Origin of the sequence: Nocardioides sp. W7, from assembly GCF_022919075.1 — a bacterium.
GTDB lineage: Bacteria > Actinomycetota > Actinomycetes > Propionibacteriales > Nocardioidaceae > Nocardioides.
Genome location: NZ_CP095078.1, coordinates 5417170 through 5432386, shown reverse-complemented (window position 1 = coordinate 5432386; position 15217 = coordinate 5417170). Strand labels below are relative to the sequence as shown.

Genomic DNA, 15217 nt, shown 5'->3' with positions numbered 1-15217 from the left:
ATGACCTCCGTGCTTCCCGACCTGACCCGCAGCCGGGACGACCTGCGACACCGCCGCCCACTCGCCCTGCTGGCCACCCTCGGCGGAGTGATTGCCGCCGCGTCGACCCTCGTCGTCTGCCTGGCCGTCGGGGTCGCCGGCTGGTTCCTGACCGACGCGGGGGCGCACGGGGAGCCTCGTGACGCCCTGCAGGTCGGTGCGCTCGGCTGGCTGATGGGCCACGGGTCGGGCATCACGGTGCAGGGCACGCCGGTGAGCGTCGTACCTCTCGGTCTGACGCTGGTGGTCGCGTGGACCATCTGGCGGCTCGGGATCCGGGTGGGGGACTCGGTCTCCGGGCACGGTCCCGACGCGGACGCGATCGCCGACGGTGAGCGGGACCTGACGGTGCCGGTGGCCGCCTCGCTCTTCGCCGCCGGGTACGCCGTCGTGGTCGCCGTCACCCACACGCTCGCCGCCACTCCCGCCACGTCGCCGTCGCTCGCCCGGCCGATCGTGTGGTCGGTGCTGCTGTGCCTCGTCGTCGGCGGCGCGGCCGTCGCGGTCGGCTCCGGGCGGGCGGCGATCTGGGCGGCGTTCGTCCCGATCGCGCTCCGCGAGGCCGCCGCCACCTGTCGGCGGATCCTCCTCGGCTGGTTCCTCGTGGCCGGCCTGGTGCTGGTCGCGGCGCTCGTCGTCGATCTCGACACCGCCGTCAACGTGATGTCGCAGCTGCACACCGACGCGGGCGACGCCACCGTCTTCACGCTGCTCAGCCTCACCGTGCTGCCGAACGCGGTCGCGTTCTCCGGCGCCTACCTGCTCGGACCGGGCTTCGCCGTCGGCGTGGGCACCCTGGTGTCGCCGGCGGCGGTGGCCCTGGGCCCGCTGCCGATGTTCCCGCTGCTCGCGGCGCTGCCCGACGACGGCACGCCGCCGGTCTGGACGGCGTACCTCATGGTCCTGCCGCCGCTGGTCGCCCTCGCCGCGACGATGCGCTCGCAGCGGCAGGCGCCGACCTCGCGCTGGGACGAGGGGATCATCCGCGGCCTGGCCGGCGGGGTGCTCGCGGGCCTGCTGTTCGGGCTGTTCGCGGCGATGGCGGGCGGTGCGGTCGGACCGGGCCGGATGGCCGACGTCGGGCCGCTGGTCCTCGACACCACGGTGTATGCCGTCACCGCCTTCGGCCTCGGCGGCCTGCTCGGCGGGGTGCTCGCGACCGCTCTCCAGCGGCGCCGGGCCCGCCAGGCCGAGAACCCCTAGACTGCGCCGCGTGCCAGACGAACCCGCCTCCGTCGTCGTCCTCGTGTCGGGCTCCGGCACCAACCTCCAGGCGCTGATCGAGGCCTGCCGCGACCCCGCGTTCGGCGCGCGCATCGTCGCCGTCGGCGCGGACCGCGACGACATCGAGGGACTCGCGCGTGCCGAGCGCGCCGGCATCCCGACCTTCACGCTGAAGGTCGGGGACTTCGAGACCCGCGAGGAGTGGGACGCCGCCCTGGCCGGCGCCGTCGCGGCCTGGGACCCCGAGCTGGTGGTGCTGGCCGGCTTCATGAAGCTGGTCGGACCGGTCTTCCTGGGCCTGTACGGCGGTCGCGTGGTCAACACCCACCCGGCGCTGTCGCCGTCCTTCCCGGGCATGCATGGCCCCGAGGAGGCGCTGGCGTACGGCGTGAAGGTCACCGGCGCGACCCTGTTCGTCGTCGACCCGGGGGTCGACACCGGGCCGATCGTGGCGCAGACGTCGGTGCCGGTGGAGGACTACGACACCGTCGAGACCCTGCACGAGCGGATCAAGGTCGCGGAGCGCGCGATGCTGGTCGAGACCGTGGGCCGGATGGCCCGCGAGGGCTTCACCGTCGAGGGTCGCCGGGTCCGCTTCAACGCTTGACAGCCGGTATGCTGGGGCCACACGACTGGCGCAGGTGGGTGACCACCAGGGAGTGATCTGCGGGAGCATCGACCGCCTGGGTGCCCCGGCCACCCGAGCCCACCCCTCAGGAGATTTCCGTGTCTGATGCCCGTGTCCCGATCAAGCGAGCGCTGGTCTCCGTCTACGACAAGGCCGGCCTCGAGGACCTCGTCCGCGGGCTGCACGACGCCGGCGTCGCGCTGGTCTCCACCGGCGGGTCCGCGAAGCTCATCGAGGGCCTCGGCCTGCCGGTGACGAAGGTCGAGGACCTGACCGGCTTCCCCGAGTGCCTCGACGGCCGGGTCAAGACGCTGCACCCGCGCGTGCACGCCGGCATCCTCGCCGACCGCCGCCTGGACTCCCACGTCGCCCAGCTCGCCGAGCTCGGCGTCGAGCCGTTCGACCTGGTCGTCTCGAACCTCTACCCGTTCACCCAGACGGTCGACTCCGGCGCCGGCCCCGACGAGTGCGTCGAGCAGATCGACATCGGCGGGCCGTCGATGGTCCGGGCCGCGGCGAAGAACCACCCGTCGGTCGCCATCGTCACCTCGCCGGCGCGGTACGCCGACGTCCTGGCCGCCGTCGCGGACGGCGGCTTCACGCTGGCCCAGCGCCAGACGCTGGCCGCCGAGGCGTTCGTGCACACCGCGTCGTACGACGTCGCCGTGGCCTCCTGGATGGGCAGCGTGCTCACCGACTCCTCCGAGGGCACCGGCTTCCCCGCGTGGGCCGGGGCGACCTGGGAGAAGAAGTCCGTCCTGCGCTACGGCGAGAACCCGCACCAGCCGGCCGCGCTCTACGCCAGCGGCTACGGCCCCGGTGGCCTGGCCGCCGCCGAGCAGCTGCACGGCAAGGAGATGTCGTACAACAACTACGTCGACACCGACGCCGCCCGCCGCGCCGCCAACGACTTCGCCGAGCCGGCCGTCGCGATCATCAAGCACGCCAACCCCTGCGGCATCGCGGTCGGTGCCGACGTCGCCGAGGCGCACCGACGGGCGCACGCCTGCGACCCGACCTCTGCGTTCGGCGGCGTGATCGCGGTCAACCGCCCGGTGTCGGTCGAGCTGGCCCAGCAGGTGGCCGAGATCTTCACCGAGGTGATCGTGGCGCCGTCGTACGACGAGGGCGCCGTCGAGGTGCTGCAGGGCAAGAAGAACATCCGGATCCTGGTCTGCCCCGTCGACGGCGGCGCGGCCGTCGAGACCCGGCCGATCAGCGGCGGCCTGCTGATGCAGCACGTCGACCACGTCGATGCCGAGGGCGACGACCCGGCCACGTGGACGCTGGCGACCGGCGAGGCCGCCTCGCCCGAGCTGCTCGCGGACCTCGCGTTCGCCTGGAAGGCCTGCCGCTCGGTGAAGTCGAACGCCATCCTGCTGGCCAAGGACGGCGCCTCGGTCGGCGTCGGCATGGGCCAGGTCAACCGGGTCGACTCCTGCAAGCTCGCGGTCCAGCGGGCGGGGGAGCGCTCGATCGGCTCGGTCGCCGCCTCCGACGCCTTCTTCCCGTTCGAGGACGGTCCGCAGATCCTGATCGAGGCCGGCGTCGCCGCGATCGTGCAGCCGGGCGGCTCGGTGCGTGACGAGCTCACGATCGAGGCGGCGAAGGCCGCGGGCGTGACGATGTACTTCACCGGCACCCGTCACTTTTTTCACTAGGGGACGCGTCAGCGGACCCGCAAGTGAAAAGGTCGAGTGCGCCCGCGGCTGAGGAACGAAGCCGCGACGGCGTGTATCGAGACCCGGTGACCCAAGAAGCAGCAGCAGCCCCTGACAGGATGAAGAAGTGACCGCACAGAAGCTCGACGGCAGCGCCACCCTCAAGGCCATCAAGGCCGAGCTCGCGGCGCGGGTGGCCGTGCTTAAGGAGCAGGGGATCACCCCCGGCCTCGGCACCGTCCTGGTGGGCGACGACCCCGGCTCGCACTGGTACGTCGGCGCCAAGCACAAGGACTGCGCCGAGATCGGGATCGAGTCGATCCGCGTCGACCTGCCGGCGAGCGCCACCCAGGCCGAGGTCGAGGCGGAGATCGACCGCCTCAACGCCGACCCCGCCTGCACCGGCTTCCTCGTCCAGCAGCCCACCGGCCTGGACGAGTACGCCCTGCTCTCGCGCGTCGACCCCGACAAGGACGTCGACGGCCTGCACCCGGTCAGCCTCGGCCGGCTGGTGCTCGGCGAGGCCGGGTCGCTGCCGTGCACCCCGATCGGCTGCATCGAGCTGCTGCGCCGCCACGGCGTGGAGCTGAACGGCGCCGAGGTGGTCGTGGTCGGCCGCGGGCTCACGGTCGGCCGGCCGATGGGCCTGCTGCTCACCCGACGCAGCGAGAACTCGACGGTCACCCTGTGCCACACCGGCACGCGCGACCTGGCGGCCCACACCCGCCGGGCGGACGTGGTCGTCGCGGCAGCCGGCGTACCCGGGATCATCACCGCCGACATGGTCAAGCCCGGCGCCGCGGTCCTCGACGTGGGCGTGTCCCGGGTCGACGGCAAGATCGCCGGCGACGTCGCCGCCGACGTGTGGGACGTCGCGGGCTGGGTCTCGCCGAACCCCGGCGGGGTCGGCCCGATGACCCGCGCGATGCTGCTGTCCAACATCGTGTCGATGGCCGAGCAGTCGGCCGCGGTCGCGGTCTGACGTCGAGACCGTCCGTGAGCGACCGCGGCGACGAGCCCGCCGAGCAGCCGGAGGAGACGCCTGTCCCGACCCCGGACGAGGTCGCGGCGGAGCTCGAGCGGGCCGCCGCCGTCGAGGAGATCCGGCGCTACCCCTCGACGATCGGCGGCGTGTTCTACCTGGTCATCCTGATCGGGACCGCGATCGGCCTCGGCATCACCTGGTCGGGCAACTGGCGGCTGGGCGTGCAGTGGATGGCCGGCGCACTGATCGTCGCGGCGGTGCTGCGGCTGGTGCTGCCCCGCCGCGACGCCGGCATGCTGGCCGTGCGGCACCGGATCTTCGACTGCCTGCTGCTCGGTGCTGTCGGCGGTGCGTTGATCTTCCTGGCGCAGACGATTCCGGACCAGCCGGGGTTCTGAGGGGGCGGTGAGTTTCTCCGCCTGGGCGGAGAAACTCGTTGTTCTGTGGTGAAGCATCTCGACACAGGCGTGAGTTCCTCGACATCGGTGTGACGTCAGGTGCCGCAGTGACGGCGGTGAGGGCCGGATCGGCCGGGAGTGTGACCGGGCGGTGAGTTTCTCCGCCTGGGCGGAGAAACTCGTTGGTCTGTCGTGAAGCATCTCGACACAAGCGCGAGTTCCTCACCACCAGTGTGACGCCAGGGTCTGCAGGGATCACCCCGCCTGCGACGGCCGCGAGCCCCGGGTACGACGGGCGCAGCGAGGCGCAGGTACGACGACGGCCCGCCACCCTCGGGGTGGCGGGCCGTCCTGCGGGCCCGGCTCAGATCAGGCCGAGCTCGGTGACCGCGTCCCGCTCCTCGGCGAGCTCGGCGGTCGTGGCGTCGATCCGGCCGCGGGAGAAGTCGTCGATCTCCAGGCCCTCGACGATCGACCAGTCGCCACCGGAGGTGGTGACGGGGAAGGAGGAGATGAGGCCCTCGGGTACGCCGTACTCGCCCTGGGAGCGGACCGCCATCGAGACCCAGTCGCCCTCGGCGGAGCCGAAGAGCCAGTCGCGGGCGGCGTCGATGGTGGCGGAGGCGGCGGAGGCGGCCGAGGAGGAGCCGCGGGCGTCGATGATGGCCGCGCCGCGCTTGGCGACGGTGGGGATGAAGTAGCTCTCCAGCCACTCCTGGTCGCCCACCACCTCGGCGGCGTTGCGGCCGCCGACCTCGGCGTGGAAGAGGTCGGGGTACTGCGTCGCCGAGTGGTTGCCCCAGATCGTCATCTTGGTGATGTCGGTGACGGGGGCGCCGGTCTTGGCGGCCAGCTGCGAGATCGCCCGGTTGTGGTCGAGGCGGGTGAGTGCCGAGAACCGCTCCTGCGGGATGTCGGGGGCGTTGGTCATCGCGATCAGCGCGTTGGTGTTGGCCGGGTTGCCGGTGACGCCGATGCGCACGTCGTCGGCCGCCGCCTTGTTGAGCGCCTTGCCCTGGGCGGTGAAGATCGCGCCGTTGGCCGAGAGCAGGTCACTGCGCTCCATGCCCGGGCCGCGCGGGCGGGCGCCGACGAGCAGGGCGAGGTTGACGCCGTCGAAGATCTTCTCGGCGTCGTCGCCGATCTCGACGCCGGCGAGGTTCGGGAACGCGCAGTCGTCGAGCTCCATGACGACCCCCTCGAGCGCCTTCAGCGCCGGCGTGATCTCCAGCAGGCGCAGCTCGATCGGCCGGTCACCCGCCAGGGCGCCGCTCGCGAGGCGGAAGAGGAGGCTGTAGCCGATCTGGCCGGCAGCGCCGGTGACAGCGACCTTCAGGGGGGTAGAACTCACGACGACTCCTAGTCGGTTCTGGTCCGATGGTGGGACGTTCGTCACGGACGCTAGCAGCGCCGAGAGCATGCTCGCGGCGGGGGCGGTACCCGGTGGGGGATGCTTCCCCCATGCAGACAGGAGTACGCCGGCTCGCGGCGTCCGTGGCGACGGCGCTCCTCCTCACCGGCTGCGCGTCCGACCCGGACCCCAGTCCGCCCGCCGGAGTCGACGAGCTGACGATCCCGACGCCGTCACCCGACCCCGACGACTTCGTGGCCCGGGTCGACAACCCCTGGCTCGCCCTGGAACCGGGGACGAGTACGACGCTGACCGGTCCCCGAGGAGAGCTGGTCCTCGCGGTCGACGAGGCGCCGACGACGCTCGGCGGCGTGAGCGTCACGAGCCTGAGGGTCGGCGACGCGTCGTACCTCCTCGCCCAGGACGACGAGGGCAACGTGTGGCGCTTCGTCGAGGGGGCCGAGCCGGGGCTGTTCGTGCCCGCCACCCCGCGCTTCGGCGACGGCTACCGCACGGCGTACGACGAGGGCGTCGTCGAGGAGCGGGCCGAGATCACCGCGCTGGAGGGCGACACCGTCGAGATCACGACCAGCGACCCGGCCCGACCCGGCGCCGACACGGTGGCGACGTACGAGAAGGGCACGGGGCTGGTGCGGATCGTGACCGCCACCGGGACCTACGAGCGGTAGCTCCCAGCGGAACCTAGGCCGGCGGCGGCCGGAACTGGGTGTGACCGTCGTCGGGACCCGACTCGTCCGTCGACGGCGGCGTGGCGGTGGAGCCGGGACTCTGGTCGGGAGTCTGGCCGGGAGCCGAGCCGGGCGTCTGGCTGCTCGGGTCGGCAGGCGCCGCCGGTGCGGCGCCGGGCTGCGGGGCGGGGATCCACTGCTGGGCGTAGGGGTCCCACTGCCAGCCGTCCTGGATGATCGGCTCGCCGCTCCAGACCTGCTGGTTCCACTGCTGCTGGTACTGGTCGGTCGCGCCGTACCCGGGCACCGCGGCGGGGGTGGTGCGGGTCGGGAAGCGGAGCCCGGAGCCGGGGACCGGGTCGCCGGCGTGGCCGAACACCGCGGGGTAGGCGAAACCGGCGACGAGGGCGCCGAGCAGCGGGGCCAGGATGAAGAGCCAGAGCTGGAGGATCGCGTCGCCGCCGGCGAACAGGGCCGGGCCGATCGAGCGGGCCGGGTTGACCGAGGTGCCGGTGGCCGGGATCGCGACCAGGTGCACGGCGGTCAGCGTGAAGCCGATGACCAGCGGTGCCAGCGCCGGGTGCTCGTTGCGGGCGTCGGTGACGGCGAGGATCACGAAGACGAAGATGGCGGTCAGCACCAACTCCAGCAGGAACGCCGCCCACCAGGCGTAGCCGCTGCCCTCGTCGCCGAAGGAGTTCTGGCCGAGCCCGAACCGGTCGACGTCGTAGAAGTCGAAGCCCTGGACCAGCGCGAGCAGCACCGCGCCGCCGACGACGGCCCCGGCGAGCTGGGCGCCGACGTACACGGGCACCTCGCGCCAGGAGATCCGGCCGCCGACGGCGGCGGCCACCGAGACGGCCGGGTTGAAGTGGCCGCCGGAGATCCGACCGACGGCGTAGGCCATCACCAGCACGGCCAGGCCGAAGGCCAGGGCGGTGCCGACGATGGTGAAGGAGTCGCTTGCGTTGGCGTAGGCGACGGCGCCGCAGCCGAAGAGGACGAGCACGAAGGTGCCGATCACCTCGGCGACCACCTTCTGCAGGACGGTCGGCGCCGGCGGCGCCTCGGCGACGTCGTTGACGTCGGGGGCGGGATCGGTCATGGCTGGCTCCTCGAGACGGTTCCCGGCAGGTCCGGGCGGGAAGAACTCTATCGATTCGACCGACGTTTGCCGCGGTGCCGGACGGATGTCAAGGTGAAGGAGACGGACCAGTCAGGTATCTTGACGTCGAGAAACTTCCTCCCAGTTCAGGAGTCGCTGCACCATGGCCACGATCATCTACACCCACACCGACGAGGCGCCGCTTCTCGCGACGTACTCCTTCCTGCCGATCATCCAGGCGTACGCCGCTCAGGCAGGCGTGGAGGTGGAGACCCGCGACATCTCGGTCGCGGCGCGCATCCTGGCCCAGTTCGGGCTGGCCGACGACGCGCTGGGCGAGCTCGGTGAGCTGGCCACCAAGCCCGAGGCCAACATCATCAAGCTGCCCAACGTCTCCGCCTCCGTCCCGCAGCTCCGCGCCGCGATCAAGGAGCTGCAGGAGAAGGGCTACGACCTGCCCGACTACCCCGAGAATGCGCAGAGCGACGAGGAGAAGGCGGTCGTCGCCAAGTACGACAAGGTCAAGGGCTCCGCCGTCAACCCGGTGCTGCGCGAGGGCAACTCCGACCGCCGCGCGCCGCTCTCGGTCAAGAACTACGCCAAGGCCCACCCGCACCGGATGGGGAAGTGGACCGCCGACTCGAAGACCAACGTCGCGACCATGGGTGAGCACGACTTCTTCTCCAACGAGCTGTCCGTCGTGATCCCCACCGACGACACCCTCACGATCACCCTGGTCGGTGTCGACGGCACCGAGACCGTGCTCAAGAGCGGCGTCAAGGTGCTGGCCGGCGAGGTCGTCGACGGCACGTTCATGGACGTCGCCGCGTTGCGCCGCTTCCTCACCGAGCAGATCGCCCGGGCCAAGGCCGAGGGCGTGCTCTTCTCCGCCCACCTGAAGGCCACGATGATGAAGGTCTCCGACCCGATCATCTTCGGCCACGTCGTGCAGGCGTTCTTCCCCACCCTCTTCGAGCAGTACGGCGAGCAGCTGGCCGCGGCCGGCATCTCCCCGAACGACGGCCTGGGCGCGCTGCTGGACGCGGTCGGCAGCCTGCCCGAGGGCGACGCGATCAAGGCCGCCGTCCAGCAGGGCCTCGCCGACGGCCCGGCGATCGCGATGGTCGACTCCGACAAGGGGATCACCAACCTGCACGTCCCGAGCGACGTCATCATCGACGCCTCGATGCCGGCCATGATCCGCAGCTCGGGCCACATGTGGGGCCCCGACGGCGAGGAGGCCGACACCCTCGCGGTGATCCCGGACTCCTCCTACGCCGGCGTCTACCAGACCGTCCTCGACGACTGCCGCGCCAACGGCGCCTTCGACCCGGCCACCATGGGCTCGGTGCCCAACGTCGGCCTGATGGCCAAGGCGGCCGAGGAGTACGGCTCCCACGACAAGACCTTCGAGATCCCGGCCGCCGGCACCGTCCAGGTGACCAACGGCGCCGGCGAGGTGCTGATCTCCCACGACGTGCAGCCCGGTGACATCTGGCGCGCCTGCCAGACCAAGGACGCGCCGATCCGCGACTGGGTCAAGCTCGCCGTCACCCGCGCCCGCGCGACCGGCGTACCGGCCGTGTTCTGGCTCGACGAGTCCCGCGCCCACGACGCCAACCTGATCGGGCTGGTGAAGAAGTACCTGCCCGAGCACGACACGGACGGCCTGACCATCGAGATCATGGCGCCGGCCGCTGCGACGGCGTACTCCCTGGAGCGGATCCGCAAGGGCGAGGACACCATCTCGGTCACCGGCAACGTGCTGCGCGACTACAACACCGACCTGTTCCCGATCCTCGAGCTCGGCACCTCGGCCAAGATGCTCTCGGTCGTCCCGCTGATGAACGGCGGCGGCCTCTTCGAGACCGGCGCCGGCGGCTCGGCGCCCAAGCACGTGCAGCAGCTGGTCAAGGAGAACTACCTGCGCTGGGACAGCCTCGGCGAGTTCTTCGCCCTGGCGGCGTCGTTCGAGCACCTCGCGGGCTTCGACAGCAACCCGCGTGCGCAGGTGCTGGCCGACACCCTCGACCGCGCGACCGGCACGTTCCTGGAGAACGACAAGTCCCCGACGCGGCGCATCGGCGGCATCGACAACCGCGGCTCGCACTTCTACCTGGCGCTCTACTGGGCCCAGGAGCTCGCGCAGCAGTCCGACGACGCCGCGCTGGCCGCGACGTTCAAGCCCTTCGCCGAGGCGCTGACCTCGCAGGAGGAGAAGATCGTCGGCGAGCTCAACGGCGTGCAGGGCAGCCCGGTCGACATCGGTGGCTACTACCAGCCCGACGACGCCAAGGCCGAGGCCGTCATGCGCCCGTCGTCGACGCTCAACGAGGCGCTCGCGACGCTAGCCTGATGACCTCCCAGCACGCCGACCAGCAGGCCGAGGGGCCGTATCGCCCCGACCCGTCGTACGGGCGGCGTGCCCTCTCCACCAGGGGGTACGTCGCCGCGGTGGTCGTGCCGGTCCTGATCGCGGCCGGGCTCTTCGGGCTCGTGGTGTGGAACTACGACGACAGCGACATCCAGGGCAGCACGGCCCCGTTGCTGGTCTCCTCGTGGCGGTCCGGCCAGCCGGCTGGCGCCGAGCAGATCATCGGGGTCCTGGAGAAGGGTGAGGGGGACTGTCCGGTGCTGAGGTCCGCCGACGGCCTCGCCTCGGTGGCGTGGCCCGCGGGCTACGCGGCCCGGGTCAGCGCCGGCGGCACGCTGACGGTCTACGACCCCGACAACGACGCGGCCGTCCGGGCCGGCCAGGAGGTCCGGGCGACCGGCAGCCTGGTCGAGGTGGCCGGGTCGGAGTACGCCGGTCGCCCCTGCGCGCCCGGCTCGGGCGGGTTGCTGGCGATCCAGTCGGAGGTCCAGGTCGTCGGCTGACGGGTCGTGCGACGATGTGGGCCGTGCCCACGTTTCCGCCCACCTTCGCCGAGGACGTGATCGACGCTCCGGCCCAGCGCCAGTTCGAGTTCTTCGTCGATGAGCACCGGGCCGCCCTCGCCTCCTGCCTGGACGGGCTGAGCGAGGAGCAGGCCCGGCGCTCGCTGGTGCCGTCGCGTACGACGCTGCTCGGCCTGGTCAAGCACGTCACCTTCGTCGAGCAGGTCTGGTTCGACGAGGCGATCACCTCCCGCTCGCGCGCCGAGATCGGGATCCCGGCGACCCCGGACGAGTCGTTCGTGCTGGCCGCGGACGACACGATCGCGGCGGTGCGCGAGCGCTACCTCGCGGTGTGCGCGGCCTCGCGGCGGGCCACCGCCGACCTCGGGCTCGACGACCGCGTGCCCGGCAACCGGCGCGGGCCGCTGCCGCTGCGCTGGGTCTACCTCCACGTGCTCCGCGAGCTCGCCCAGCACTGCGGGCACGCCGACATCCTGCGCGAGCAGCTGCTGGCCGACGGCTGAGGACGTCGTCCGGCGAGTCGCTGCCGGCGCCGGACGTCATCCGCCCTGGCTATCAGGGGCGCCAGATCGTATGACGTGCGCCACATGACACGCGAAAACCCGTCGTGGACGGTCGGTGGGGCGTCGTACCGTCGTCGGTGATGAGCACCGCAGCCCTCACCGAGGTCTCCCACCCCGCCGCACCGGTCCTGTCGACGCCGGATCCGCGGCGCCGCGTCGGCTGGCGACGGCTCCGCTCCGGCATCGCGATCGCCGCGCTCGTGGCCTCGATGATCTCCGCGATCGGGCAGACCCTCGGCACCGTCGTGGCGGGTCGCCTCGCCGAGGACCCCACCGGACGGCTGGTCGGGATGCTCGCCCTCTGTGTGGTCGGCGCCGCCGTGCTCGACACCATCGGCCGCACCGCCTGGGCGGGGGTGTCCGACCGGGCCGAGGGGCAGCTGCGCGCCGACCTGCTCGAAGCGGCGCTGCACCAACCGCTGGCCATGCTCTCCGAGCAGGCCGTCGGCGAGGTGCTCGACCGCGTCGACGACGACACCCACGAGGTCGGCACCCTGGTCCGTCGCCAGCTCTGGGACGCCATGCGCACCGCCTTCACTACGGTGCCGATGTGGATCGTCGCGGGCGTGACGTGGTGGCCGGCGTGGTTCCTCTTCCCGGTCGTGGGCGCCGTGACCTTCGTGGTGGTCCGGCCCCTGCTCGGTGAGATCTCCCGTCGCAAGGTCGTCGAGGAGATGGCCTGGACCGACCACGCGGCGGCGATGGAGGAGGGCGTCACCGGCCGCGACGACCTGCGCACCAGCCTCGGCCAGGCCCACGTCGTACGCCGCCTCAGCGAGCTGTCGGCGCGCGTGCACGACCTGTTCGCCCGGGTGCTCGCCGTCGAGACCCGGCTGGCCCGCCGGGCCGGGCTCCTGCTGCACGGCCTGCTCGCGGGCGTCGGGGTGGTCGGCGTCGCCCTGACCGCGGCCGGCGACCTGTCGGTGCCGCGCCTGGTGACGCTGTTCCTGGTGACGACGATGTTCGTCGGCCAGATCGACCAGGTCGCCCGACACCTGCCCGATCTGCAGGCCGGGGTCGGCGCGCTCGTGCGGCTGCGCCAGATGCTCGGCGCCGAGCCGGAGCCGGCCGGCGGGCGGCCGCTGCCCGACGGCAGCCTGGGTGTCGAGCTGCGCGACCTGCACTTCGCCTACACGGAGGGCACCTTCGCGCTGCGGGAGGTCGACCTGAGCGTGCCGGCCGGCCAGACCGTCGCGCTGGTGGGGCGCACCGGCTCCGGCAAGTCCACGCTGGCCTCGCTGCTCTCCCGCGCCGTCGACCCGGAGCCCGGGAGCGTCCTGCTCGGCGGCGTCGACGTACTCGACCTCGACCTCCAGCAGCTGCGGGCCGCGGTCGGGGTGGTCACCCAGCGCACGGAGATCCTCGCCGGCACGCTCGCCGAGAACATCGCCCTCTTCTCCGACCTGCCGCGGACCACGATCGCGGACGCGGTGGCCGAGCTCGGGCTCGCCGACTGGGTCGCCGGTCTCCCGGACGGTCTCGACACCGTGCTCGGACCCGGTGGCACGACCCTGTCGGCGGGGGAGGAGCAGCTGGTCGCCTTCGCGCGGCTGCTCGTGCGCGACGTGCGGGTGGTGGTCCTCGACGAGGCGACGGCGCGGATGGATCCGCTCACCGAGGCGCGCGTGGTCCGGGCCTCCGACCGCCTGCTGGCCGGTCGCACCGGCGTCCTGGTCGCGCACCGGCTCTCGACGGTGAGCCGGGCCGACCTGGTGGCGGTGCTCGAGTCCGGTCGCGTGGTCCAGCAGGGACCCCGTCAGCTGCTCGCCTCGCGTCCCGGTCACTTCCGCGACCTGCTCGACGCAGGCGGCCCCGAGCAGGTCGAAGACCCCACCGACGAGCCCGCGAGCGCCGTCGGCGGCGTACGCCGCTCCGGCCCGCCGCCGGTCCTGCCCGAGGTGCCGGACGGCTCGACGCTGACCCACGGCATCACCCGGGCCCTGCTGGTCGAGCCGCGCTGGGGCGTGGTGGGTGCGGTGCTGTTCCTGATGGCCGCCGTCGTCGGGGCGTACGGCGCGGTCACCGGCCTGGTCTGGGGCCGCATCGTCGAGGACCTGCAGGCCGGCCGGGAGCCGGTGCTGCTCACCGTGGGCCTGGTCGTCTCCCTGCTCGCGGCCCCGCTGCTGCTCGCCGGCGCGTTCGTCCGCTACCCCCGCTGGTGGGTCGAGGTGATGCTCCGGGTCCGGATGTCGGTCCTCGCCGGCCAGACCGAGCAGCACCGGCTCGCCCGCACCCCGCCCGGCGAGGTCGTCGCTCGGGCCATGGACGCCGACCGGTTCGCCCGTTATGCCGACCGGTGGGTCGACTTCCTCAACGGCCTCGCGATCGTGGTGGTCACCGCGATCCTCGGCGGCAGCCTGCTGGCCGGTGGAGTGCTGCTGGCCGTGATGGTCGCCTCCGCCCTGGCCTCCACGGCCGGCCGGCCGGTCGCCGGTCGCTCGGCCACGGCGTCGTCCGCGGCCCGGGCCCGGTTCGGCCGCTCCCTGGTCTCCGCGCTGGAGTCGGCGCGCACGGTCAAGCTGGCCGCCGCCACCCCCGACGTGCACGCCCACCTGCGCCGGGTCGACGGCGGCCGGGTGGACGCCGCGGTCCGCGAGCACCGGGTCCAGGCCGTCCTCGACGGGGTCCCCGTCGTGATGGTGCAGGCGGGCGTGGTCGCCGCCTGGGCACTCTTCTTCTCCGGCGGTTGGGGCCTGGCCACCGCGCTGCTGGTGGCCAACGCCGTCAACGGCTTCGACTGGTTCGGCCGGGTCGCCGGCGCGGTGATCACCGAGGCCCCCGGCACCCGCTCCTGGCAGCAGGCCACCAGCCGGCTGGCCGGTGGGGTCGACCTGATGGACCTGCCGCCGGGAGTCGACCTGGTGAGCGGTGCCGCGCCCACACCGGCTCCGACCGAGCGGGTGCCGCTGCGCGAGCTGACCCTGCAGGGGGTCGCGGCGGTCCACGACGACGGCACCCGCGGGGTGGTCGGCGTCGACCTGACGCTGCGCTCCGGTGAGCTGGTGCTGCTCCTCGGCCAGGTCGGCTCCGGCAAGTCCAGCCTGCTCGCCGCGCTCGCCGGGCTGGTCGAGCACACCGGCTCGATCCGGTGGAACGGCTCCGAGGTCGAGGACGCCCAGACGTTCCTGCGCCCGGGCCAGGTCGCCCACATCGCCCAGGTGCCCCGGGTGCTCTCCGGCACCTTCGCCGACAACGTGCGGCTCGGTCACGAGCGTCCTCTCGGGCGGGCCATCGCCGACGCCCGGCTGGAGGCCGACGTCGCCGAGGCCGGTGGTCCGGACGCGATCGTCGGGCACCGCGGCGTCCGGCTCTCGGGCGGCCAGGTGCAGCGGCTGGCGCTCGCCCGGGCGCTCGCGGCCGACACCGAGCTGCTGCTCGCCGACGACGTGTCCAGCGCCCTCGACGCCGGCACCGAGATCGAGCTCTGGAAGGCCCTGCGCGAGCGCGGCACCACGGTCCTCGGCGCCACGTCCAAGCAGGCCGCGCTGGCCCAGGCGGACCGGGTGGTGGTGCTCGTCGACGGCGAGGTCGCCGCCATCGGCCCGTGGCGCGACCTGTCCTCCGCCTGGGCCCACCTAGCCGGTTGAGTCGTGTCCCCTGACCGTTGAGTAGGGAGTTCTGGTGGTCGAGTCCGTCACGGATTCCCGACTCGACCGCCAGGGGACACGACTCGACC

At 72.8% G+C, this 15217-nt stretch carries 12 protein-coding genes; 10 read left to right on the top strand and 2 right to left on the bottom strand.

Annotation, left to right across the window (positions count from 1 at the left end):
* From MUB56_RS25450 to MUB56_RS25430, 5 genes are all read left to right on the top strand, one after another.
* Positions 1 to 1242, top strand: a complete 1242-nt coding sequence (locus MUB56_RS25450; RefSeq protein ID WP_244929804.1) for a DUF6350 family protein — start codon at positions 1 to 3, stop codon at positions 1240 to 1242.
* A 1-nt stretch (position 1243) separates the two neighbouring features.
* Complete coding sequence (purN, locus tag MUB56_RS25445) at positions 1244 to 1870, top strand: phosphoribosylglycinamide formyltransferase (protein ID WP_244932474.1); 627 nt, start codon at positions 1244 to 1246, stop codon at positions 1868 to 1870.
* 119 nt (positions 1871 to 1989) lie between these two features.
* A complete protein-coding gene (purH, locus tag MUB56_RS25440; protein ID WP_244929803.1) occupies positions 1990 to 3552 on the top strand; it encodes a bifunctional phosphoribosylaminoimidazolecarboxamide formyltransferase/IMP cyclohydrolase in 1563 nt (520 codons plus the stop codon).
* Between the two features lie 127 nt (positions 3553 to 3679).
* Complete coding sequence (locus MUB56_RS25435) at positions 3680 to 4534, top strand: bifunctional methylenetetrahydrofolate dehydrogenase/methenyltetrahydrofolate cyclohydrolase (RefSeq protein WP_244929802.1); 855 nt, start codon at positions 3680 to 3682, stop codon at positions 4532 to 4534.
* A 14-nt stretch (positions 4535 to 4548) separates the two neighbouring features.
* Positions 4549 to 4935, top strand: coding sequence for a DUF3017 domain-containing protein (locus MUB56_RS25430; RefSeq protein WP_244929801.1), 387 nt, complete (start codon positions 4549 to 4551; stop codon positions 4933 to 4935).
* A gap of 364 nt (positions 4936 to 5299) precedes the next feature.
* On the opposite strand, the gene MUB56_RS25425 is transcribed toward MUB56_RS25430, so the two are convergent.
* On the bottom strand, positions 5300 to 6286 hold the full coding sequence (locus MUB56_RS25425) for a malate dehydrogenase (protein ID WP_244929800.1): 987 nt from the start codon (positions 6284 to 6286) through the stop codon (positions 5300 to 5302).
* Between the two features lie 110 nt (positions 6287 to 6396).
* Here MUB56_RS25425 and MUB56_RS25420 point away from each other — a divergent pair, with 110 nt between their 5' ends.
* Entirely contained in the window at positions 6397 to 6975 is a 579-nt protein-coding gene (locus MUB56_RS25420; RefSeq protein WP_244929799.1) for a hypothetical protein, read from the top strand.
* Positions 6976 to 6988: 13 nt separating this feature from the next.
* Here MUB56_RS25420 and MUB56_RS25965 read toward each other — a convergent pair whose 3' ends face one another.
* A complete protein-coding gene (locus MUB56_RS25965) occupies positions 6989 to 8080 on the bottom strand; it encodes an MIP family channel protein (RefSeq protein WP_348536704.1) in 1092 nt (363 codons plus the stop codon).
* Positions 8081 to 8243: 163 nt separating this feature from the next.
* On the opposite strand from MUB56_RS25965, the gene MUB56_RS25410 reads away from it, so the two are divergent.
* The 4 genes from MUB56_RS25410 to MUB56_RS25395 all read left to right on the top strand — a co-directional run bounded on the left by MUB56_RS25410 (position 8244) and on the right by MUB56_RS25395 (position 15128).
* Positions 8244 to 10436 (top strand): NADP-dependent isocitrate dehydrogenase, encoded by a 2193-nt coding sequence (locus MUB56_RS25410; RefSeq protein WP_244929798.1) that lies wholly within the window; start codon positions 8244 to 8246, stop codon positions 10434 to 10436.
* Entirely contained in the window at positions 10436 to 10957 is a 522-nt protein-coding gene (locus tag MUB56_RS25405) for a hypothetical protein (protein WP_244929797.1), read from the top strand. The genes MUB56_RS25410 and MUB56_RS25405 overlap by 1 nt, the downstream gene beginning before the upstream one ends.
* Before the next feature lie 23 nt (positions 10958 to 10980).
* Positions 10981 to 11481, top strand: coding sequence for a DinB family protein (locus MUB56_RS25400; RefSeq protein WP_244929796.1), 501 nt, complete (start codon positions 10981 to 10983; stop codon positions 11479 to 11481).
* A 140-nt stretch (positions 11482 to 11621) separates the two neighbouring features.
* Complete coding sequence (locus MUB56_RS25395) at positions 11622 to 15128, top strand: ABC transporter ATP-binding protein (RefSeq protein WP_244929795.1); 3507 nt, start codon at positions 11622 to 11624, stop codon at positions 15126 to 15128.
* Positions 15129 to 15217: the final 89 nt, after the last annotated feature.